This is a genomic window from Massilia sp. TWP1-3-3, from assembly GCF_049897805.1.
In the GTDB taxonomy this organism is placed as follows: domain Bacteria; phylum Pseudomonadota; class Gammaproteobacteria; order Burkholderiales; family Burkholderiaceae_D; genus Telluria_A.
In genome coordinates, this window is sequence record NZ_JAFCWX010000035.1 from 24215 (window position 1) to 45445 (window position 21231).

General features: G+C 65.3%; 18 protein-coding genes. 5 read left to right on the top strand and 13 right to left on the bottom strand.

Going from position 1 to position 21231, the window contains the following annotated elements; translation table 11 throughout:
- Positions 1 to 163 precede the first annotated feature (163 nt).
- The gene (locus ACP7D4_RS24315; protein WP_426100255.1) at positions 164 to 1642 is read right to left on the bottom strand and encodes a radical SAM protein; all 1479 of its coding nucleotides are present in this window, start codon (positions 1640 to 1642) and stop codon (positions 164 to 166) included.
- 160 nt (positions 1643 to 1802) lie between these two features.
- Here ACP7D4_RS24315 and ACP7D4_RS24320 point away from each other — a divergent pair, with 160 nt between their 5' ends.
- On the top strand, positions 1803 to 3566 hold the full coding sequence (locus tag ACP7D4_RS24320) for a VanW family protein (RefSeq protein WP_426211811.1): 1764 nt from the start codon (positions 1803 to 1805) through the stop codon (positions 3564 to 3566).
- Here ACP7D4_RS24320 and ACP7D4_RS24325 read toward each other — a convergent pair.
- From ACP7D4_RS24325 to ACP7D4_RS24340, 4 genes are all read right to left on the bottom strand, one after another.
- Entirely contained in the window at positions 3520 to 3675 is a 156-nt protein-coding gene (locus tag ACP7D4_RS24325) for a hypothetical protein (protein ID WP_426211813.1), read from the bottom strand. The genes ACP7D4_RS24320 and ACP7D4_RS24325 overlap by 47 nt on opposite strands.
- Before the next feature lie 241 nt (positions 3676 to 3916).
- Positions 3917 to 5413: an iron-containing redox enzyme family protein gene (locus ACP7D4_RS24330; RefSeq protein ID WP_426211815.1), complete on the bottom strand. Its 1497-nt coding sequence runs from the start codon at positions 5411 to 5413 to the stop codon at positions 3917 to 3919.
- Between the two features lie 106 nt (positions 5414 to 5519).
- Positions 5520 to 5717 carry a hypothetical protein gene (locus tag ACP7D4_RS24335; RefSeq protein WP_426100261.1) on the bottom strand — a complete coding sequence of 66 codons (198 nt, stop codon included), beginning with the start codon at positions 5715 to 5717 and terminating at the stop codon, positions 5520 to 5522.
- Between the two features lie 203 nt (positions 5718 to 5920).
- On the bottom strand, positions 5921 to 8629 hold the full coding sequence (locus tag ACP7D4_RS24340) for a PAS domain S-box protein (RefSeq protein ID WP_426100263.1): 2709 nt from the start codon (positions 8627 to 8629) through the stop codon (positions 5921 to 5923).
- A 436-nt stretch (positions 8630 to 9065) separates the two neighbouring features.
- Here ACP7D4_RS24340 and ACP7D4_RS24345 point away from each other — a divergent pair, with 436 nt between their 5' ends.
- On the top strand, positions 9066 to 9791 hold the full coding sequence (locus ACP7D4_RS24345) for a PAAR domain-containing protein (protein ID WP_426100265.1): 726 nt from the start codon (positions 9066 to 9068) through the stop codon (positions 9789 to 9791).
- A gap of 3 nt (positions 9792 to 9794) precedes the next feature.
- Here ACP7D4_RS24345 and ACP7D4_RS24350 read toward each other — a convergent pair whose 3' ends face one another.
- A complete protein-coding gene (locus tag ACP7D4_RS24350; RefSeq protein WP_426100267.1) occupies positions 9795 to 10199 on the bottom strand; it encodes a YybH family protein in 405 nt (134 codons plus the stop codon).
- A 101-nt stretch (positions 10200 to 10300) separates the two neighbouring features.
- On the opposite strand from ACP7D4_RS24350, the gene ACP7D4_RS24355 reads away from it, so the two are divergent.
- Positions 10301 to 12448, top strand: coding sequence for an NHL repeat-containing protein (locus ACP7D4_RS24355; RefSeq protein ID WP_426211833.1), 2148 nt, complete (start codon positions 10301 to 10303; stop codon positions 12446 to 12448).
- 219 nt (positions 12449 to 12667) lie between these two features.
- Here ACP7D4_RS24355 and ACP7D4_RS24360 read toward each other — a convergent pair whose 3' ends face one another.
- A complete protein-coding gene (locus ACP7D4_RS24360; RefSeq protein WP_426100269.1) occupies positions 12668 to 13957 on the bottom strand; it encodes a D-amino acid dehydrogenase in 1290 nt (429 codons plus the stop codon).
- Positions 13958 to 14062: 105 nt separating this feature from the next.
- On the opposite strand from ACP7D4_RS24360, the gene ACP7D4_RS24365 reads away from it, so the two are divergent.
- On the top strand, positions 14063 to 14548 hold the full coding sequence (locus tag ACP7D4_RS24365) for an Lrp/AsnC ligand binding domain-containing protein (RefSeq protein WP_426100271.1): 486 nt from the start codon (positions 14063 to 14065) through the stop codon (positions 14546 to 14548).
- 80 nt (positions 14549 to 14628) lie between these two features.
- Here the strand turns inward: ACP7D4_RS24365 and ACP7D4_RS24370 are convergent, their stop codons facing one another.
- Together ACP7D4_RS24370 and ACP7D4_RS24375 are read right to left on the bottom strand one after the other, a co-directional pair.
- Positions 14629 to 15768 carry an asparaginase gene (locus tag ACP7D4_RS24370; RefSeq protein WP_426211817.1) on the bottom strand — a complete coding sequence of 380 codons (1140 nt, stop codon included), beginning with the start codon at positions 15766 to 15768 and terminating at the stop codon, positions 14629 to 14631.
- 54 nt (positions 15769 to 15822) lie between these two features.
- Positions 15823 to 17136 carry an acetate kinase gene (locus tag ACP7D4_RS24375; protein WP_426211819.1) on the bottom strand — a complete coding sequence of 438 codons (1314 nt, stop codon included), beginning with the start codon at positions 17134 to 17136 and terminating at the stop codon, positions 15823 to 15825.
- A 158-nt stretch (positions 17137 to 17294) separates the two neighbouring features.
- On the opposite strand from ACP7D4_RS24375, the gene ACP7D4_RS24380 reads away from it, so the two are divergent.
- Positions 17295 to 17465 (top strand): hypothetical protein, encoded by a 171-nt coding sequence (locus ACP7D4_RS24380; RefSeq protein ID WP_426211821.1) that lies wholly within the window; start codon positions 17295 to 17297, stop codon positions 17463 to 17465.
- A gap of 162 nt (positions 17466 to 17627) precedes the next feature.
- Here the strand turns inward: ACP7D4_RS24380 and ACP7D4_RS24385 are convergent, their stop codons facing one another.
- The 4 genes from ACP7D4_RS24385 to ACP7D4_RS24400 form a co-directional block, all read right to left on the bottom strand.
- Positions 17628 to 18128, bottom strand: coding sequence for a hypothetical protein (locus tag ACP7D4_RS24385; RefSeq protein ID WP_426100277.1), 501 nt, complete (start codon positions 18126 to 18128; stop codon positions 17628 to 17630).
- An 11-nt stretch (positions 18129 to 18139) separates the two neighbouring features.
- Positions 18140 to 18814 (bottom strand): C39 family peptidase, encoded by a 675-nt coding sequence (locus tag ACP7D4_RS24390; RefSeq protein ID WP_426211823.1) that lies wholly within the window; start codon positions 18812 to 18814, stop codon positions 18140 to 18142.
- A gap of 119 nt (positions 18815 to 18933) precedes the next feature.
- Positions 18934 to 19380: a hypothetical protein gene (locus tag ACP7D4_RS24395; protein ID WP_426211824.1), complete on the bottom strand. Its 447-nt coding sequence runs from the start codon at positions 19378 to 19380 to the stop codon at positions 18934 to 18936.
- 66 nt (positions 19381 to 19446) lie between these two features.
- Entirely contained in the window at positions 19447 to 21009 is a 1563-nt protein-coding gene (locus ACP7D4_RS24400; RefSeq protein ID WP_426100283.1) for a hypothetical protein, read from the bottom strand.
- Positions 21010 to 21231: the final 222 nt, after the last annotated feature.

Sequence of the window (21231 nt, forward strand, 5' to 3'; positions counted from 1 at the left end):
CGGAAATGGCTGCCCTGCAGGAGCCGTCGACGGCGCTTGTCGGAATGCGCGCTGCGCGCTTTTCCGACCTACTGCCCGGGGCCGGTCAAGTTGCCGCCGTCACGCGCTTCAACAACGGTTTTTTTCTCCATCGGCCTTTGTCCAGCGCGCGTTGGCGACAACCTTAAGTGCGGACCAGGCGCCCGCTGCCGAGCGTGGCGACCAGACGGCCGCCGCCCAGCGTGTCGAGCGCGGCGCCGGGAGCGACGTTGAAGCGCGTGTCGCGGTCGCGGTACAGAATATTGTAGGCGCAGGAAGGGATGTTGCTGCCGTCCGGCTCGCGGATGCCCACGCAGCACTGGCGGATCCGGTCGGTGTCGAAGGTCTCTTCATCCATGTGCGAGTGAACGTAGATCGCCTTTGAGCTTTGTTCGCCGATGCGCGTGCGCTGCTCCGTACTCAAGCCGGGCGCGAACATGCGCGCCAGCAGGCCCTTGAGCGTGGCCAGCACGATCTGGCTGTCGTCGCAGGCGATTTCGCCCGTCCACAGGCGCGTGATCACGTCTTGCAGGCGCAGCTCAACGGCCGGCGTCGGCGCCAGGTACAGGCTGCCGGTCAGCAGCTCGCGCAGGTCGGAGCGCTCCATGAAGCGGGTGAAGGGCAGCCAGCGCCCGTCATCCAGGCGCAGCATGTAGGTGACGAGGTAGCACATCGGGTGCGCGGCAGGCGAGGGCACGAAGTCGGTGATTCTGAGGGCGCCGTCGGTCTGCTGTTCCAGGTCGGCCAGCACGTCGTAGGTGGTGTAGCGGCCGCGCCGGTTGAACTGCGATCCGCCCTGGCCGGTGAAGGTCATGGTGTGCAGTTCGACGCTGCGGATGAAGTCTTTTTCGAGCCCGAGTTTGACGAAGGCGCCCACTTCGTGGTCGTTGCTGCCGCGCGAGAGGACCGGCAGCAGCGTGGTGTCGACTGCGTGTTTTTCAAGCAGCGCCAGGACGCGCATCTTGGCCTGGTAAAAATTACCACCCAACATTTCGACGTTGGTGCCGGGCGTGAAGGAGTCGAAGGAGAGCACGATGCGCGCCTCAAGGGCGGCGAGCTTTTCGAGCAGCCATTCATCCTTCAGGAAGCGCAGGCCATGGGTGGAAACGGTGATGCGGTTGACGCCCTCTTCGCGGCACAGTTCGACCAGCCGTTCAAAGTCCGGGTGCTGGGTGGGCTCGCCGCCGGTCAGGTTGATCATGCGGTTGTCGGGATCGGCGCGGCGGATGTGGCCAAGGATGGCGCGCAGCTCCGCTTGCGACATGTGGAAGGCGCCGTCGTTCTTGTTGTGGGTGTAGCAGATCGGGCAGTCCAGGTTGCAGGCCGACGTGATCGGCACGATCGGCAGCAGGACCTGCTGCTCGTGGGCCGTGCACGGGCCGCAGTCGAACGGGCAGCCCTGGCTGACCGGGCGCGCATTCTCGGGCGGGGTGAGGACGGGCTGCTCGAGCATCATCGCGTCGTACCACTGGGCGTGGGGCGAGACGATGACTTCTTCGGCGCCGTGCTGCGGGCAGCGCTTGCGCATGACGATGCGGCCTTCGCTGCGCCAGATCGATGCGTCTAGGCTGCGTTTGCAGCGCGAGCACAGGCTTGTCGTTTCACGAACCAGTTCATCGTTCATTGGCATCCAGTTGAGCGTTGCCGGCAGGGCGCGGCAGTCGGGTGATTGTAATGGCAATCATGCGAACCTATCAATAGCGTATTTTCTGTCGCTTTTGATTGTGTTTGACGGGCAGGCGTGTCAGCATGCGTAGCTTATTTACTAACATTGCGTGCGCCGGATGGACAATCAAAGCAGCACCCGGGAGCAGCTGCCCACGCGCGTGGAGGCAGCGGTATTTGGCGTCAAGGCCAGCTTGCTGCGCTTGAAACGCACATTGACCGATGCGCTGTACCGCGATGTAAAGCGCTGGCGCGCGGGCCGGGGCCGCGAGAGCCATGGCGCGCTGGTACACCTGTGGAGCGAGTCGGTTTCAACGCTGGACGCCAGTGGCGGCAGCGAGCGGCGCGCTCTCGTATTGGGCAAGATCGAAAATCTGCGCGTGGCCCTGCGTTCGATCGATGGCGTGCAGGTGCCGGCGGGCGGCCTGTTCAGTTTCTGGGCGCAGGTGGGCAGGGCGCGGCGGTGGCGCGGCTACGTGCCGGGCCGCGAGCTGCGTGAAGGCTGCATCATTGCGGCCATTGGCGGCGGCTTGTGCCAGCTCTCCAATGCCCTGTACCAGGCCGCGCTCGATGCGGGCTTGACGATTGTCGAGCGACATGCGCATTCGCAGGTCATCCCCGGTTCGGCCGCGCAGGCAAACCGCGACGCCACCGTCTTCTGGAACTACATCGACTTGCGTTTCAGCGCCGATGAGCCGTTCAGGATGGAAGCCGAACTCGATGCGGGGCGGCTCAAGGTGCGCATTTTCAAGGCGCATGCACGCGCGCCAGTGCGGGCAGCGGCAACGTCAACCATTGTTTTCGCCAAGGGCGCGGCCGCATCCGCGCGCAGCTGCCACAGTTGCGGCGAGAGCGCGTGCTTTCGGCGGGTGAATGCACCAGCCACTCTAGCTTTGCGCTCGGTCTTTATGGTCGATGCACTGTGGCCCGAGTTCGACGCCTGGATCGCGGCCACGCGTCTGCCTGGCGACTGCCTGATGCTGCCGGTCGATGGACGCGCGCGCGGCAAGGCGCAGTATGGCTGGTCTACCGAGGGCTTCGCCAGGGTAGCAACGTTCCCGCTGCTGGTCTTGTGGCGCGCGTTTGCTTCGCGCCGGCTCGCCACCCAGGGTGCGGCACGCCAGGCCAGCGCGCACCGCTTCAGGCGCCGGCTGGCGAAGGCTTACGTCAAGACGCTCGGTTACATGGACGAGCATGTCGTGGTGACCCAGGAACTGCTGCCCTACGTGTGGCAGCTTGGCGCGCTGCAGGGCCGCAGCTTCGACGTGCTGATGACCGGCCTGCCCATGGTGCAGTTGCAAGCGGTGCTCGACGAGGCGTACGGGCGCCATCCGCACAGCAAAACGCTGGCGGACTTCCGGGCGCCGGCAGGACTGGCGGAGCTAGAGCGGCTGGCGTTGGCGCGCGCCAGGACCGTCGTTACGCCGCATGCGCAGGTGGCAGCGCTGTTTGCCAATGCGCGTTTGCTCGAGTGGGCGCCGGCGGCAGCGTGCGCGCCGCGCAAGGGAACAAAAATCGCGTATCCCGCAGCGACATTGGGGCGCAAGGGCGCCTATGAACTGCGCGCCGCCGCGCGCGAACTGGGGCTCACGCTTACGCTCATGGGGCCCGTGCTCGAAGCGCCCGGCTTCTGGGATGGCGTGGCAGTCGAGCGGTCGGACGACGCGCGCGGCCTTGACGACGTTGCGGTGATGGTCTTGCCGGCCTGGATTGCAAGCCGTCCGGGATTGCTGCTGCAGGCGTTGGCCAGCGGGATTGCCGTGATTGCGACGAGCGCCTGTGGCTTGCCGCCGCAAGCGAATCTGACGCTTGTTCCGGTGGGCGACGTGGCCGCGCTCACCGATGCGTTGCGACCCTTTGGCCCGCGTACTGTAAAAGCGTAAGGGCGATCCGGCGCGCGCCGTCGGCCAGCACCAGCGCCTTGTCCTGGAAATAGGCGGCGCGGCCGCGTTGTTCGAGGTGGCGCAGCAAAATCGGGTTTTCAGGGTTCATCGAAAAGTAAATGCGCTCGACATCGGCCCCGATATACGATGGTCTATTGCCACGCAGCGGTGGTCGTCGGCGTTGAGCACGACGGCGTCGGAGGCGGCGCGCGCGAGTACGGCAAAGGCTCTTGCCAGCTCGCCCTGCGTGTCAATGCCGTCCAGGTTGCACGCACTGCCTGCGCGAAAAAAGGTTAGGGCCGCGCAGGACGCGCCGTTCGATCGTCTGCATCCTCATGCAGCTCGTTTCCTCACGCCAGCAGCCTGGCGAACATGCGGGTTGCCATCAGCCCGGCCGCGCTGTGGTGTCGCGCCGGCGACATCTGTTCGATCAGCAGGGCCATGGCGTCGGCCTTGGTGCTCGCCATGGCCACGGCCCGTTCGAGGCTGCGCAGCTGGTCGCTTTCGGCGGCGTGTTCGCCGGACAGGCCTGCGTACGGATAGCGGATTAGCGTGCGCGGCGGGTGCGACGCATGCGATCTGGCGCCTGGCGCGGCCAGCGGCTCGAGCGCGCGCTGGCGCGCGCGAAACGAGGCGACGCGCGCCGTAGCAGAAGCTTGTTCCGCAGTTTCGATCCAGTCCGAAAGAACTTGCTGCTCGTAGGGCGAGAAAACGCCGAACATTTCAGCGCGTTCGCCCTGAATCAGACGCCAGAAACGGCTCTCGGCGGCCGGCGCGCCGCGCTTGATCCAGCCGGTGCTTTCAAAGGCGCGCAGCAGAGTGGGGATTTGCGCGGAGTCGGCCAGCCAAGTGTTGATGGTCTTGCCGGCCACGCGGCAGTAGTCGCCATGCATGTCCTGGCCGACAGTGGCCTTGTCGCCCAATATGCGCACCAATTCAGCTTCAAGGTCAAAGGCGGCGATGATGGCGTTGGTGCCGGCGCCCAGCTCATTGAGCCGGTAGCCGGCGCGCACGCGCTGGTAAAAGGCCGCCGGGTCGCGCGCGTTGGCGAGCAGGCGCGTGAGCGCGTCCACGGCGTCGTGGGCATGCCCGGTGGCGGCATTGTCGACCGTGACGTGCAGCGTGAAGTAGTAAGGATCGATGCCCAGTTCATTCAACTCGTAGGAGGTAATGAGCAGATGCAGCGGCAGTTGTTCGTAGCCCAGGTTGTAGCCCACCATTTCCGGTAGATAGTCGGGCAAGTACTCGGCGCCCGCATAGGCGAGGGCGAGCTGGATGGCGCCCTGGTTAAAGTACGTGTCGTCCAGACCGCGCCAGTCATTACAGGCATGGTTGTCGAGCAGGCGCTGATAGAGTACCACGTGGTTTTTGGCGGGCAGGCCGTCGCCCAGTTCTTCGATGTAGGTTTTGATTAAGGGGCGAAATTCATTTTCGTGCCAGCGGCGCAGGGCGCCGAACAGCCAGGCGCCGTCCACCAGTTTTGTGGGCGCGGCGCAGCGTAGAAAGTACAGCACGTGCGCGCGGTTGCTGAAGTAGCTGCGCGGCGCCCCTTGCTTGCGTTCGGCCAGGTAGTGGCGGTACTGGCGGGCGACGGCGGCGCTGCGCGGCGCGGCCCAGCCGGCCAGCGCGGCCGGGTCGGCGGGCAAGTCGCAGGGCAGGGCTTCGGCCAGCGCGAGCTGACCGTTGAGGTAAGCGGCACTGGCGGCTGCCGCGTCGTCGCGCGGGCCGTTTTCGAGTTGCGCATACAGTGCGCGCGAGGATGCCACGGCGGCGCTGGTGCGTGCAGCCGGGGCGAGCGTTGTGAGGTCGGGGAGGCAGTGGATCAGCATGGATGGACGCGCTTGCATAATCTAAAAATTCATTATGCGCGCAACAACTTGTGCCCGATGTCGGCAGCTAAGCTGCGTCCGTGTAAGAAAACGATTACCGGCGATGTAGGCCGGGGTGCCAGCGTTAGCCGCTCGCTTGCTGGCAAACGTCAACAGTGCGGCGCCTGGCCGGCTCCGACAGCACCCGCAAGATGACGTCTTCGGGCACGTCGTTGGCGGCGAGAAAGCGCCACGCCTTGACCGCTCCGTGCAGGCTGTCATGGACGATGCCCTGCTCGACAATGATCATCATCGCGGTATTGTTTCTGGCTTGCTGGTGCACGCGGCATCCCTCTTTCAGTAGGTCAGCGGTGGTGTTGGCTGAACAATGGAGTGTGGCAGGGACTGCGGCGCGGGGGCGGGGCGCTTGGGTCTTGTTGCTGATTAAAAATCTGGCACGCTTACGATAGCACTTTTTGGTGCCGTGACGCCTTCCACGGCCCAAATAAAAAATGTTATTTGCACGGGTGCATCTGTTTCCCGCACTTACTTTTCGCCGATAGCGTCCACTTCGGGCGCCAAGCCGTTCTGCTGCGCAAAATGCAGTGCAACATCGAGCGCGTCCATGAATTCGACGACCTTGATCGGCTTGGTCAGGTAGCGGAAAAAGCCCGCATCCATGCCGCGTTCTATGTCGCGCGGCACGGCGTTGGCCGACAGGGCGATGACCGGTATGTGCGCGGTGGCGGGATCGTTCAGCAAGATTTTCAGTGCGCCAAAGCCGGACAGGCCGGGCAGATTGATGTCCATCAGGATCACGTCGGGCTGGTAGGAGCGCGCCATGACGATGCCCAGGTGGCCGTTGATGGCGGTCAGCAGCTTGAGGTCGCTGCGCCGGGCGATCAGCATCTCGACCAGTTCCATATTGGCCGGATTGTCTTCCACATACAGTAGCGTGCGCAGTTTGCCGGTGGCGGTGTCGGGCGCCGCGATGATTTCGCTGGCGTTGGCCGACGGCATCGCTTCAATCAAGGATGGCGCGCTGGCGATGGGGAATTCAACCCAGAATTCGGTGCCGATGCCCGGCTCGCTGGTCACGCCGATGACGCCGTTCATCAGTTCCACGAGCTGCTTGGTGACCACCAGACCGATGCCGGTGCCTTCTTCGGTACTGTCTTCCTGGCCCAGGCGGTTAAAAGGCTGGAACAGTTGCCCGATCTGGGACGCGGTCAGGCCGTTGCCGCTGTCGGCCACGAGGATGCGCACGCTGTCGGCGCCGCTGCGCTCGTAGCGCACGGTGACGACGCCGCCCGGACGGTTGTACTTGATGGCGTTCGAGAGCAGGTTGATCATGACCTGCTTGACGCGCGTGAGGTCGGCATGGATGTACAGCGCCTCGTCAAACGAAGGGAAGACCAGGCCGATGCCGCGGTTTTGCGCTTGCGGGCCGATCAGTACGTTGCAGTCGAGCAGGACTTCGGCGAGCGACATCGGTTCGGAGGAAATGGTCACCTTGCCCGATTCGATCATGGCCAGGTCGAGGATTTCGTTAATCAGGCGCAGCAAATACCAGCCGCCCTTGAGAATCTGGCTGATCGAGCGCTGCTGGGCAGGACTTGGGGGCGGCGTGGCCGACTCCATCAGTTGGGCAAAGCCGAGCACGCCGTTGAGCGGGGTGCGCAGTTCGTGGCTCATGCTCGACAGGAAATCCGACTTGGCCAGGTTGGCCTTTTCGGCAGCCGCTTTCGCGCTTTCCAGTTCGACATTGTTTTCGTTCAGAGTGCGTTCGATCTGCTTGCGTTCGGTAACGTCGCGGGCGGCGGCGAACACGCCTTTCAGGTTGCGGTCGCGGTCGTAGAACAGCGTGGCGTTGTAGGACACGTCGGTCTGGGTGCCGTCGCGCGCTATCGCGGTCAGTTCGTAGTTGGTGACCTTGCCTTCGCGCAGCACGCGCTTGATGCCGGTTTCGGCGCGCTTCTGGTCGGTGAAATAATTCTTGAACGGGGCGCCGATCATCTCGTCCCGGGTGCAGCCGGTGAGCGCGACCATTTGCTGGTTGACGTCGGAAATGATGCCGCGCGGGTCGGTCGTCATCAGCGCGTCGATATTCGATTCGATCAGCGAACGGGTGTAGAACTGCTGGTCGCGCAGGCTCTGGTCGAGCAATTCCTGTTCGGCTTCGACTTGCTTGCGGGCAGTGTTGTCGGTGCCGATCAGCAGGTAGCCGATGATCGCGTCCTGGGCGTCGCGCAGGGCGGTGACCGAAACAATGGCGGGAAAACGGCTGCCATCCTTGCGGATGTAGGTCAATTCGTAAATGTCTTCGATGCCGCGCGAGGCCTTGAACACCAGCGCTTCGAAGCCGGGGGCGATGGCCGCGTCCAGTTCCAGGCTGAGCGACTCGGCGCGCTCGATCACTTCTTGCGGGTCCGAGATATTCGCGGGGGTGATCTTGTCGACCACGTCGGCGGCCGTGTAGCCCAGCATGCGCTCGGCGCCGACATTGAAAATCTGGATCACGCCCTGGGCGTCGGTGGCGATGCTGGAAAAGTTGGCGCTGTTAAAAATGGCGCTTTGCAAGGCGCCGGCGCGCAGCAGCGCTTCTTCGGCTTCCTTGCGGGCCGTGTTGTCGGTGCCGATCAGCAGGTAGCCGATGATGGCGTCTTGCGCGTCGCGCAGCGCCGTGACCGATACCACCGCCGGGAAGCGGCTGCCATCCTTGCGGATATACGTGAGTTCGTAAATGTCTTCAATCCCGCGCGAAGCCTTGAACACCAGCGCCTCGAAACCGGGCGCGATCGGTTCTTCGAGCTCGTCGGACAGGCTCTTGGCGCGCGCGATGACTTCCTGGGCGTCGGAAATGTCGGCCGGTGTGATGCGGTCGACGACGTCTTGTGCCAGGTAGCCGAGCATGCGTTCGGCGCCCACATTGAAAATCTGGATCACGCCCTGGGCGTCGGTGGCAATGCTGGAAAAGTTGGCACTGTTGAAAATGGCGTTTTGCAAGGCGCCGGCCTTGATCAGCGATTGCGACACCGGATGCACCGATTCGCCGTCCGCGCTTTCCTTGCGCGCGCCTGCGAGCACAACGAAGCCGGCCAGCAGCACCGCACCGGCCACCAGCATGGGTACCGCATACAGGGCGCCGACGCCGGATGCGGCAGCAATACCCCCAAAGAGGAACAGGACGGCAAGTGTGGCGCCGTAGCCGACCAGCATTAGCTGATCTGACCGGCCTTTTTTTAGAATGAACATGTGGGGACGTGGGCAGATGGGCAGGTTAGCAATGAGCAAATGAGCAGGTGGGGCTGAGCGCCGGCGCCGGGCCAGGCGCAATGGAACGATCGGTGTAGCCGCAACGGTATATGCGTGTGAGAAAGCCCGGCTGAACGTCCCCTGCTTCAGGGTAACACAGTTGCTTGCCCGCATCCTGTTAGCTGCATGAAATGCAACTAATTTCCCAAAGGTTGACGGTTTTTGATGCGATAGTACAGTGTTGACAAAGGGGTATACAAAGTTGACGCAAGGTTTCCCCAGAAAACTCTTGACCGAGATCAAAGCCTGATTCGTGACAGACCGTAACCTTACAACTCGGCCACAAAGTTTGACGGCACTGACATTTGTTGTCGTAAAGGGAAAATATGCGTTCAATCATCACAATCGCGATGCGCAAGTCCGCAGGTCCGCTCTGATGCGGCGGTATACGATTACCCTCGGCGCCCCCACCAGCAGCGGGGGCAAGGTCATTTCGGCCAGCAGCGAGGGCCGGATCGACGGCGTGCCGATCGCGCTCGAGGGGGACCTGGTGAGCTGCCCGGCCTGCCAGACGGCGGGCAAGATCCAGTGCGTGGGCCCGCGCATTCCCGAATCTTGGAACGGCAAGAACGTGGCGCTGGAAAACGACTTGTGTGTTTGCCGCTGCGCGGTGGCGCCCAAGCTGATGCCCAACCAGATGCTGCGCAGCCAGGTCATCAAGGATACCGGTCGCGCCTTGTCGACGCCGGCGTCGGACGCGTCGGTGCGCGGGCCGCGCGGCCAGGTGTTTACGGAGCGCTTCAAGCTGGTCGACGACCATGACGGCCGGGCGCTGGTCAACCGCGAATACGCGGTGGTGCGCGCCAGCGGCAAGCTTGAATTCGGCACGTCCGACGAGTGCGGGCACACCCATTTGCTCTCGACCACGGCGCAGGCCGAGGCGGTTGAAATCTATGCGCAGGGGCCGATGATGACGGCGGCCCTCATTTCGCCGTCGGGCGCGGTGCTGCACCACCGGGCGCGCCGCTGCACCACGCCGGCGGCCGAAACCGGCGCCAAGGAAGTGCGCCTGCATTTTTTGCACCTGGCCCAGGAAGCGGCCGCGCAGGCGGCGGTGCGCGACGCCGAGCTGGTTGTGTTTTTGCCCGAGACGGGCAGTTAACAACTACACCGGCAGCTGGTTGAGCAGCGCCGCTCCGTACGAATTGTCGACGATGCAGCGCCACTGGTCGTCTTCGCCGCGCTTGAAGACGTAGTTGGCGTTGCGCGTTTCCATGGTAGGCGCACTCGACTTCATGTTGGCGCGCACATTGACCTGCGCGATGACGAGCGCACTGTCGCCCCCTTCGATAACAATCATGTCCCCTTGCGTGACGTACAGCGTGTGCTGGAAGTGTTCTGCGAGCGCGACGAAGGCGCTGCGGATTTCCTCCTTGCCGTTGGCGGCCCGGCCCGGGACCACGACGACGGTCGCGTCGTCGGTGTAAAACTCCATCAGCGAATCGAAGTCTTCGCGGTTGATCGCATCGTGGGCCGCGCTGACCAGGGCGTTGATTGGGTGTGTTTGCATTGCCGCCTTCAAGGTGTGGGGGAGCTGCTCGCTAGCAGTGTAGCAGGGCTTCGGTTAAGCTTGCGTCTCGCAAACGGCAGAGGCAGGTGAATGGTTTGAAAATGAAGAAAACCCGGTTGGCCGCAGCGGGCGTGGTGCTGGCGATAACGGCGGCGATCCTGGTGGCAGCAGCGGTCGTGGCGGTGTTCGGCGCGCCGAGATGGCTGATCGGCACCGCAGGCCAGGCGCCCGGTGCGCGCCTGGCGGGCAAGCCGGCGGCCACGACCATGGGGTGGCCGGCGACGGTGTCCGACGTGGCCGGTGGCTTTGCCGATCCGTTCGGCGTGGCGCTGGACCGGCAGGGCAATGTGTACGTGGCCGATGCGGGCGAACATAACCGGATTGCGCGCGTCGGCCTTGATGGCCAGGTCACCATCCTGGCCGGCGGGCGCGAAGGGCGCAGCGACGGCAGCGGGGCCGCAGCGGCCTTTCACACGCCGTCGGGCGTCGCGTTCGACCCGGCTGGCAACCTGATCGTGGCCGACACCGGCAACAACGCCATCCGCAAAGTTACGATGCAGGGCGTGGTGACGACGCTCGCCGGTGACGGCACGGCAGGCTTTCGCGACGGCGCGGCGCGCCAGGCGCAGTTCAACGCCCCAATCGGCGTGGCGCTCGACAAGGCCGGCAATGTGTATGTGACCGACACCTACAACGACCGGATCCGGCGCATCGGCGTGGACGGCTTGGTGAGCACGGTCGCCGGCAGCGGCGTGCCCGGCGCGCTCGACGGCCCGGCGGCAAGCGCCATGTTCGACACGCCGACCGGGATCGCGATTGACGCTGCGGGCGCGCTGTACGTGGCCGACACCCGCTTCGGCGCCATCCGCCGAATCAGTGCGGACGGCATGGTGGAAACGCTGGTGCGTTCGGTGCCGGACGTGGACGACCCGCTGTTGCGGCGCCCGCTGGCGCTGGCGGTCACCGGTGACGGCTTTGTGTATGTGGGCGACATGAGCCGCGGGCGCATCTTGCAGGTGGCGCCAGGCGGACAACTGGTCGGGTTGACCGGGATCGGCATCGACATCGCCATCGGTGACGCGAAGTCGGTGCGCTTTGCGCGCCCGGCGGGCATGGCGATCGACCGCGAGGGCGCGCTGTATGTGAGCGACGCGCTCAACGGCGTGCTGCGCAAGGTGGCGCCGCGCGGCGTGCAGTCTGCGGCGCGGCCGGTGCCGGCGTCGGTGGTTACTGCCTCTGCTACCCCCGCTGCTGGCGCGGCGACGACGCCGGCGGTTTTTCCGTGGCCCTTGGCGCCGCAGAACGGCAAGCATGAAGTGGTCGGCATCGTCGGTGAAGCACGCGGCAGCTATGACGGCGAGAACCTGCATCACTTCCATAACGGGCTCGATGTGCAGGGGGCGATGGGCGCGCCGGTGCTGTCGGTGTCGAACGAAAAGGTGAGCAACCCTTTGCCCAACGGCGGCTTTGGCAGCGTCGGCGAAGGGATCGGCTTTGACGGCTTTTCGTACATCCACCTGCGGGTGGGGCGCACGCTCAAGAACGTTTCGGTGGACCCGGCGCGCTTTGCCGTGACCAATGACGACAAGGGCAAGCCGGAGCGCGTGCGCGTCAAGCGCGGCACGCGCTTTGCCGTGGGCGATACGCTCGGCACGGTAAACAGCATGTTCCATGTGCACCTGGTGCGCCACATGGCGGGCGGCGAAGCCAATCCCCTCGCGCTGCCGTTTGCGGGCTTGTCGGACCGCGTCGTGCCGCACATCGATGCCATCACGCTGCGCGACGCGAACGGCGTGGCGCTTTCGCGCAAGGCGGGCAAGCCGGTGCTGGTGGCGCGCGCCGGCGGGCCGCTGGCGATCGTCGCTGAAGCGTATGACCAGAGCGACGGCAACGCGGCGCGGCGCAAACTCGGTCTGTACAAGGCCGGCTACCAGATCCTGCACGCGGACGGCACGCCGCTGCCGGGCTACGAGCAGCCGCTGGTGAATATCGAATTCAACCGGCTGCCGCCGGACCGGGAAAGCGTGCAGGTGGCGTACGCGAAAGAGAGCGGCATCACGGTCTACGGCAGCGCCACCACGCGGTTTTTGTACGTGCTGACAAACGTGGTGCGCGATGGCGCCGCCAGGACCGGGAGCTGGAATCCGGCCTCGCTGGCGCCGGGCGACTACCTGGTGCGCGTATACGCGGCGGACTTTGCGGGCAATGTGGCGCTGGCCGGGCGCGACTTGCCGATCACGGTCGAATAGCGGTCTGCGAGTGGGCGGCAGGCGGTGGATAAAAATGTCCGACTCCACGTTGGCCTGGGCGTTTGTGGGCAGGGATGGTCACGCGGCAGTTGCGCGCGCTGTCGCTGTCATTGAAATAAATGATAAGAAAAACGGCGGCGATGAGAGGATATTTCACCTCTCGCAAGCCGCCGTCGTTGGTGGTTCGGGTTGGTCGTCCGGGTTGGACGTCCCGGCTGCTCAGGCGTTGGCGAGGTCGAGCGCGGTGCGCACGCCACGGCCGGCGTAGCGGCCCACCGCCAAGTCGTCGAACGGGATCGCGGGGCGCTTGGCCGACATCAGGTCGGCCAGCATTTGCGCCGAACCGCAGGACATGGTCCAGCCGAGCGTGCCGTGGCCGGTGTTGAGGAACAGGTTGCCCAGCGCCGTGCGCCCGACAATTGGCGTGCCGTCCGGGGTCATGGGACGCAAGCCGGTCCAGAACGATGCTTGCGCGACGTCGCCGGCGCCGGGGAACAGGTCGCCCACGACCATTTCCAGCGTGGCGCGGCGGCGCGGGTTCAGGCGCAGGTCGAAGCCGGCGATTTCGGCCATGCCGCCGACGCGAATGCGGTCTTCGAAGCGGGTGACGGCGATCTTGTAGGTTTCGTCAAGAATGGTCGACACCGGTGCCTTGGAGGCGTCGGTAATTGGCACGGTGATCGAGTAGCCTTTCATCGGATAGACCGGGATGTCGACGATGGACTTGAGCAGCACGGTCGAATAAGCGCCGAGCGCGACCACGTAGGCGTCGGCCACCATCCGCTCGTCGCCGCACTGCACGCCGGCGATGCTGTTGCCCGCCACGTGCAAGCGGTCGATGGCGACGTTGTAACGGAACGTGACGCCCAGCGCTTCGGCCAAGGCCGCCAGGCGCGTGGTGAACAGCTGGCAGTCGCCGGTTTCGTCGTTCGGCAGGCGCAGCGCGCCGACCAGCTTGGCGCCGGCATGGGCCAGCGCCGGTTCGGCGCTGCCCAGTTGCGCGCGCGTGAGCAGTTCATAGGGCACGCCGGAATCCTGCAGTACCTTGATATCCTTGGCGGCGCTGGCAAACTGCGCTTCGGTACGAAACAGCTGCATGGTGCCGCGCTGGCGGCTTTCGTACGTAATGCCGGACTGGTCGCGCAATTCCTTGAAGCAGTCGCGGCTGTACTCGGCCAGGCGCACCATGCGTTCCTTGTTGACGCCGTAGCGCTCGGCGGTGCAATTACGTAACATTTCCCACATCCACTTGAGCTGGAAGGTGGTGCCGTCCGGGGTGATGGACAGCGGCGCGTGGCGCTGCAGCATCCATTTCATGGCTTTGAGCGGGATGCCGGGCGCTGCCCACGGCGAGGCGTAGCCGGGGGAAATCTGGCCCGCATTGGCAAAGCTGGTTTCCATGGCGGGGGCGCTCTGGCGGTCGATCACCGTCACCTCATGGCCAGCCTTGGCCAGGTAGTACGCCGTGGTCACACCGATAACGCCGCTGCCCAGAATCACGACCCGCATGCCTGCTCCCATTGATTTATAGTGGTGTTTCCAGAATTTCCGTTATATTATGGCCATTCACTTAGTGTTTGTTCACGTATAACCGCTTATATTTAGTGGATTTTCATGCGAATTCAAAAAGAATCAAGCCGGATGCTGGACAAGCTGGACCGGCATATTTTGCGCATCCTGCAACAAGAGGGGCGGATCTCCATGAAGGATCTGGGCGAGCGGGTCGGTTTGTCGGTGACGCCCTGCATCGAGCGCGTCAAGCGGATGGAACGCGACGGGGTCATCAGCGGGTATTACGCGCGGGTCGATCCGGCGGCGCTGGGCGCCAAGCTGCTGGTGTTCGTTGAAATTACACTGAACCAAAAATCGGCCTCGGCTTTTGAACAGTTCCGGCGCGAAGTGCTGCGCATACCTGAGGTGCAGGAATGCCACCTGGTGTCGGGCGATTTCGATTACCTGATCAAGGCGCGCATTCACGAGATGGCCGAGTATCGCAAGTTGCTGGGCGACATGCTGCTCGAACTGCCGGGAGCGGCGCAGTCGAAAAGCTATGTGGTGATGGAGGAAATCAAGGAAACGCTGGTGTTGTCGACCGAGTAAAAAATTGAGACAAGCGCTTGAGACGAGCGCCCGAGCCGAGCGCTTGAGCCTAGCGCTTGAGCCGGGTTGCCGGCGGCGCTTCAGCCGGGACGGCGCAGCGTCAGCACGGAGCGGATGTCGCCTACGGTGAGTCCCCGCGCATTTTTCAACGGGGGCTGGCGATACTGTTCGAGCATGGCGCGCCGCGCATTGTCCAGTAAGCCGAGCTGGTCCAGGACACTGAAGGTCGCGGTGTGCAGTGCGCGCGCGGCGCCGTCGGCGATCTTGACGGCGATGCCCAAGCCGGCGGAACGGATGCCGATCGTCTGCACGCCATCGGCCCCAACCTTGCTGACCCAATCGCCGGCGCCCGCCTGCATATAAGCGTAGTCGCAGCGCTGCGCGCCCGACACCATGTGCGGATGGGCGGTCATGGCGTCGAACAAATCCCCCATCGCCGCGCCATGCTGCCGGTCGGCGGCGCCGCTGCCAAGACGCGCGAACAGGTGAGCCAGGCGGTCCAGCGGCAACGCGTAATTCGGCGCCGAACAGCCGTCAAGGCCGGTCGGCATGCTCGAGGCCGGCATGTTGACCGTGACCGCCAGCGTCCGACGGATTTCTTGTTGCAGTGCGTGGGCTGGATCGACATAGTCGCGGCCAGGCACGTCATGCAGACGGCACCAAGCCAAAAAGCCGCTGTGCTTGCCGGAACAATTGTGGTGCAGGGGGCGCCACGCATACGTGGGCGGGGCCTCGCCCACCGTGTCGTAGTAGAGCGGCGTGCCGCAACCGCACTCGAGGTGGCTTTCATCGAGGCCGATTTTGGCGAGAATCGCCTGGACGCCGGCCAGGTGCGATGGCTCGCCGGAATGGCTGGCGCACAGCAGCGCCAGTTCGGCGCTGTTCATGCCGAAGCGCGCGGGACCGTCGGCCAGCACGAAGGGAAGCGCCTGAAAAGGCTTGAGCGCGGAGCGGGTGAAGGTCAGGGCGCTTGGATCGCCAGCGTACCAGAGCAACTTGCCGTCGGTGTCGACCACGGCAACCGAACCCATGTGGATGTTTTCGACCAGGTAACCGTGTGCGCTAAAGGTGTCCCGCGCGTCCGGCGCGCCCGATAACGCCGATATGTCCGATAAACCGGATAAGCCTGAGATGTCTGACAAGTCCGATAAGCCCGATAGGCCCGATAAGCCCGATGCGGGATAGCTGCGCGTGGTGTGGACGAGGGGGACTGGATGCATGGCAAACCCGGATCATGTCAATGCCGTCCATGTTAGCGAGATTAGTGGAAGGCGTCAAAACGTGGTGGGCATGCGCACCGTCAGCGTGACGTCGGGCGTGTCGCGCGTGAGGCCGGCGCCGACCGCCACGTTCAGGCTGCGCGTGTCGTTGATGCGGTAGGAAAAGCCCAGCAGCAGGGTGCCGAGCTGGGTGCGCACGGCGCCGGGAGAAACGATGCCGTTTTGCCGGGTGCGCCCGATCGAACTGTGATCGTAGCCGAGGCTGAAGGACGCCTTTTCATTCAGGCCCAGTCCCATGCCAAAATTGAAGCCGACAATATCGCCCGGTTTGATTTCGCCCAGGAACTCGCGTTCGCCTCCCAGTACGGTGCGGCTGACGTCGCTGCGCTTGAAGTTGTGCAAGTAGCTGACGCTGCCGAAAAACACGGCCGGATCGGATGGGAACAGCCATGTCAGGCCAGGCTGGATGGAAAAAAAGCCCGAGCCTGTCGGCAAGTCGAGCGGCAGACCGGTGCCGCTGGCATTTGGGCCGATGCAGCGCTGGACGCAATCGGTGATGACGCTGAACGGGTCGCGCCCGGTACGCGATTTGAAGCGCAGCGAACCCACATAATAGGCGCTGTCCGGGCCGCCGCTGTTGAGTTGATAACGCATGCCTACTTCCGCGTCGCCGATCCCTTTGCCACTGGTGCCGAACACGTTTTCAACGGCGGTGCCGGTAAAAATTTCGCGGCTCACGGTGGCGTCGGAGCGGTAGACATAGGGAATCTTGGCATCGATTTCCAGGCGGTTGGTCAGGCCTAGTCGTCCACTGAGAATGGCGGTGGTGGTATTGCGCTTGACTTCGCGCACGTCGACCAGGCCGATCAGCAAGGCGGGAATGATGGTGTAGCCAACCAGCGCCACCCGGTTGCTCGAGGAATAGCCAAACTGCACTGCCGGCTCGAAGATGAACTTGCCGGTGGGGGTCAGTACGCCGGGTTGCTCAAATAGCGGCGCGACTTCCGGCGGGCGGCCGCGGCTGGCCGGCGGCTTGCCGACCGGGCTGGATGCGGGCGTGGTGGGTGCAGGCGTGGTGGGAGCGGGCGCGGTGGGCGCGGCTGCCGCGTCCACCGCCGCATAGCCGGTGCGGGGCGCAGGCCGCCTTGGCGCAGTGGCGGCGTCAGGGGACGCGCGCGCGCTGTCCTGGGCACCGGCGTTGGGCGTCGTGCCAGTCGCAGCCGCTGGCCGTACCGCGCGCCCGTCGGCGGCCGTTGCAGGCGTGGTCGTGGAGACGCCTGCGGGCGCAGTGGCGGGAACGTCGGCGAGGCTGCCAGAGGGCTCGGAAAGGGCGGCGTTGCCGGTGCCGCGTTTGGCGTCGAGTTGCACTGCTGTCAGGACTGGCGCGTTGAGGGATGCGGGGGCAAGCGGGCTGGCGAGGATCGGGCTGGCGACAAGCGGGCTGGCGGAAAGCGGGCTGGCGGAAAGTGGACTCGCGGAAAGTGGGCTCGCGGCAAGCGGGCTGACGGCAAGCGGGCGTGGGACTCGTGAAGGCCCAACTGGTGAAGGTAGAACTGGTGAAGGTAGAACTGGTGAAGGTAGAACTGGTGAAGGCGCAACTGGTGAAGGCGCAACTTGTGAGCGTGCGGCAAGAGGAGGGGCTTCAGGCGCAGACACGCGACGGGCCTCGGCGAGTTCGCGCGCAAGGGCGTCGATGAGCAGTCGCTGCTCGGCCAGCTGGCGCTGCAGGTCCGCAAGCTGAGCCTGTACGCCGGCTGCGACGGCTGGCCCCTGGCCATGTGCCATGGGGCTGCACAGGATGGCGGCGAGGCCAGCGCCGCGCACGCCGTGAACGAAAATGGATCGCATGCTTCCTCCGGTCAGCGGGGAACGACTGCTTGCGCGATCGCCTCACTGACGTTGCCGTTGAAATTGATTGTCTTTAATAAACCGATGCTGTTGACGGACGCGTTGATGATGGTCTTGCTGTCGATCCGCTGGTCGTTCAGGGTGTTCTGGATGACCATGCCGGACAGCGTGTCGTTGGAAAGCCCAGCCAGCATCATGTTGTCACCGCCGTTCTGGATCAGTTTGATTGCGGACAGGGTAGCGCCGGTTTGACGCGCCTGTTCGGCGTCGAGCCTGCCGATGTCGGCAATGTGGAAACTAGTGCGCGAAACCACGCTGCCGTTGATCGATACTAGGCGTTCGATACCAAGCGAGACGGTCAGTCCGCCGGCCGTGATAAAACCGCCGCGCGAGCGCTCAAGCGTGGCGCTGTCGACCGCGATCCAGCCGGCGGGCGCGGCCTGGGCCGCGGCCGTAACCGCCAGCAGGCAGGCCGCGCAAGCGCGCGAGATGAAGGTGAACATAATATGCATGGCCGCTCCTGTCAAAAGTCGCCCGGCCCGAGCTTGGGCAAGGGCAGTATCGCCGGTGATTCGCGCCCGACCACGGCGGCCAGCGGGGCAGCCGGCGCGGCGCGCCAGTCGGCCGGAATATTGAAGCTCGGCGCGTCCCGGTAGCCGTGCACGACAAACAGCAGCTTGCTGGTCCAGATGGCTTCGAACGCGGTGCGCGTCAGCGCACGGGCGCCGCTTGCGGGGTCGCCCAGCAATACGCGCCCGTCGGCCACGCCCTTGACGACCACGAAATGGCTGTAGCCCTTGTCAGAGACGAGCACGATGGCGGGCAATCCGGCGTCCACAAGTTTTTGCAGCGGCAGCTGGAAACCGTCCGCGCGCAGTCCGTGCGAGGCAAGGAAGCGCTGCATGTCGAGCATGGAAAAACCTTCTTTGCGAATTTTGTCCTGGTCCCCCCGCAAATACATGGCCTCGAACACTTGCGCTTCGCTGACGGCTTGCCCGTAATGGTGGGTCAGCAGCGTGGCCAGTGCGGCCGACCCGCAACTGAAATCGTATTGCTGGCGCAGCGTGCTGCGGAAACGAATCTCCTTCAGGCTGCTGGCCGGTACGTTGAAGCGCGCGCCGGACACGGCGAGTTCCAGCGCCGAAGCGCTGTCAGGCGTGCTCAGCAATAACGCCGCGCCCGGCAGGATCAGTCGCATCAGGGGGCGCAGCGGTGTTCGCGTGGGTTTTCGCCGCAGCTCTGGCGGCATCGCTGGCATCACGAATCTCATTGATTTGCCCACCAATTCGCGCACAATGTTGCGCATCGTGCTTTGCCTCATTGCCGGAACTGCAGGTTGATGATCGTTGCGTTCTGGATCAGCACATTCGCACCGGAGTTTTGAATCACGATGGGAATGCCGGTCGCTCCCGCGAACGAGCTGGCCTGGATTGTGTTGGCGCCGGTGACGACGTTGCTGGCGCGGTTGCCCGTGACCGCGCCGCGCAGGTTGGCGCTAGTGGCCATGCCGTCGCTGCCGCCGCGCGAACTGTCCAGCCGGGCGGGGGCGGCGGCAAGGCCGAAGCCGGGTACATAGTCCGGCGCTGCACGAGGCGCCGCAGCCGCCGGCGCGCCGCTACGGGACGCTTGCGCGTTGGCCGCGTCGGCCGCGTTGGCCGCGTCGGCCGCGTCGGCCGCGTTGGCTTGGGCTGCCTGCACGTGTGGCGTCAGCGCAAGCAGCGTTGCCAGCGCGCTGCTTGCGCATAAATGGGTGGTCGATAGCATCAAGCTCCTCCTTGCTGGCGTAGAAAAAGCCGGTGCGCCGGGCCAGCAGGCACACCGGCCCAAGACTTAGCGGCCCAGCGTCAGGTTGGACTGCACGTTCACGCTTTGCTGGATCAGCGACGAGAAGCCATTGTTCTGCACCACCGACATGATGCCGGCGGCCGACTGGCCAACATTGCTCATGGTGTTCGACATGTCGAAGGTGCCGGCATTGACAGTGGCACTGCCGCCATTGCCGCCGGTGCCGGCTGCGCCATTGCCGCCCGTGCCCGCGCCAGCCGTGTTGGTGCCGCCGTCGCCGCCCGCGCCGCCGGTATTGCCGCCGCCACCCAGGCCGCCGGCGCCACCGGCGCCGCCGCTATTGCCGCCGCCGCCCAGGCCGCCGGCGCCGCCAGCGCCGCCGCTGTTGCCGCCGCCGCCTGCGCCGCCCATGCCGCCCGTGCCGCCGCTGGCGTCACCGACCGTAGGCGAACCGTTGGTAGCGGCGCCGCCGGTGGCGCTGCCACCAGCCGCACCTGCGCCACCTGCGCCGCCGTCACCCACCGTGGCGCTGGCGCCGTTGCCTGCCGTGCTGGCAGGCGCCGCGCCGGCGCCGCCGGTGCCGGCCGTGGCCGTGCCGCCCATGGCCCCGGCGCCACCTGCGCCGGCGTCACCGACCGTGGTGTCGCCAGCTGTTGCGCTGGCGTCACCCGTGGTTGCCGCGCCGCCGCTGCTGCTGCCGGCCGGATCGGAGCCGGGCGTGCCGCCCGCGCCGCCAGTGCCGCTGTTGGCCGAGTCGGCGGTCGAGCCCAGCGCCAGGCCGCCTGCGCCGCCGCCGCCGCCGGCACCGCCATAACCGCCCGCTGCCGCGCCGCCACCGCCGCCGTTGCCGCCGGTCGCAGCGCCGCTGGCGCCGCCATTGCCGCCCGCCGCCAGCCCGCCGCTGCCGCCGACGCCGCCGTTGCCGCCGTCAGCGCCGAGCGCGCTGCCAGCCAACACGGCGCCATTGGCCGCGCTGCCGTTGGCGCCAGTGCCGCCCGCCGCGCCGCTGCCGCCGCTGCCGCCAGATGCGCCCGCACCGGCCCCGCCGAAGCCACCGGCGCCGCCGTAGCCGCCCGCGCCGGCCGCACCGTTGCCGCCATTGCCGCCGCTGGCCGCCGCGCCAGCGCCGCCCACGCTTGAAGCGCTGCCGCCGCTGCCGGCGGCGCCGGCGCCGCCGGTGCCGGTCCCGCCATTGCTGTTACCGGCGAAGTTGGCGGTATTGCCGATATTGGTGATCGCGTTGCCCGTCACGGTGCCCACCAGCGAGCTGCTGGCGATGGCGGTGGTGGTGTTGAAAGCGTTTGAAAAGTTGGACGTTGCGGTGGCGCCATTGTTGGCTGCCGCCGCGCCCGTGCCCGCGCCCAGGGCGTCGCCAACGCTGTTGTTCTTGCCCGTGCTTTTGTCGTTGCCGGAGTCGGTCACCTGCATCGCCAGCGATTGTTCGTTCGCCTGCGGCGCGTCGCCTCCTTGCGTGGTGCTGGTGGTCGCGGTCTGGTTCATTTCGCCGCCGCTGCTGCCGGACGGGTTGGTAGCGGTATTGGCGGGATTGGCGAACGCGTTCATGCTGAACGCCATGGCGATCGCTGCGGCCAGGATAGTTTGTTTCATGAAGAACCCCTTTTTGTTGGTGAAATGTGTATGGTGAAATGCACCGGACTTGCGCAGCCCGGCCCAGTACCTAGTGCAAAGTTGGTGCCATGGCCGCGCCGCCGGCGCCAAGTCGTTGAAAGCAAACGAACTTTTAAGCTGTTCTCCGGCGCGTGCAGGGCCCGTGCCCGCGCTTACGCCTGAAACCGGTCTGACAGTGTCACGCTGGTGCGACAGGGGCAC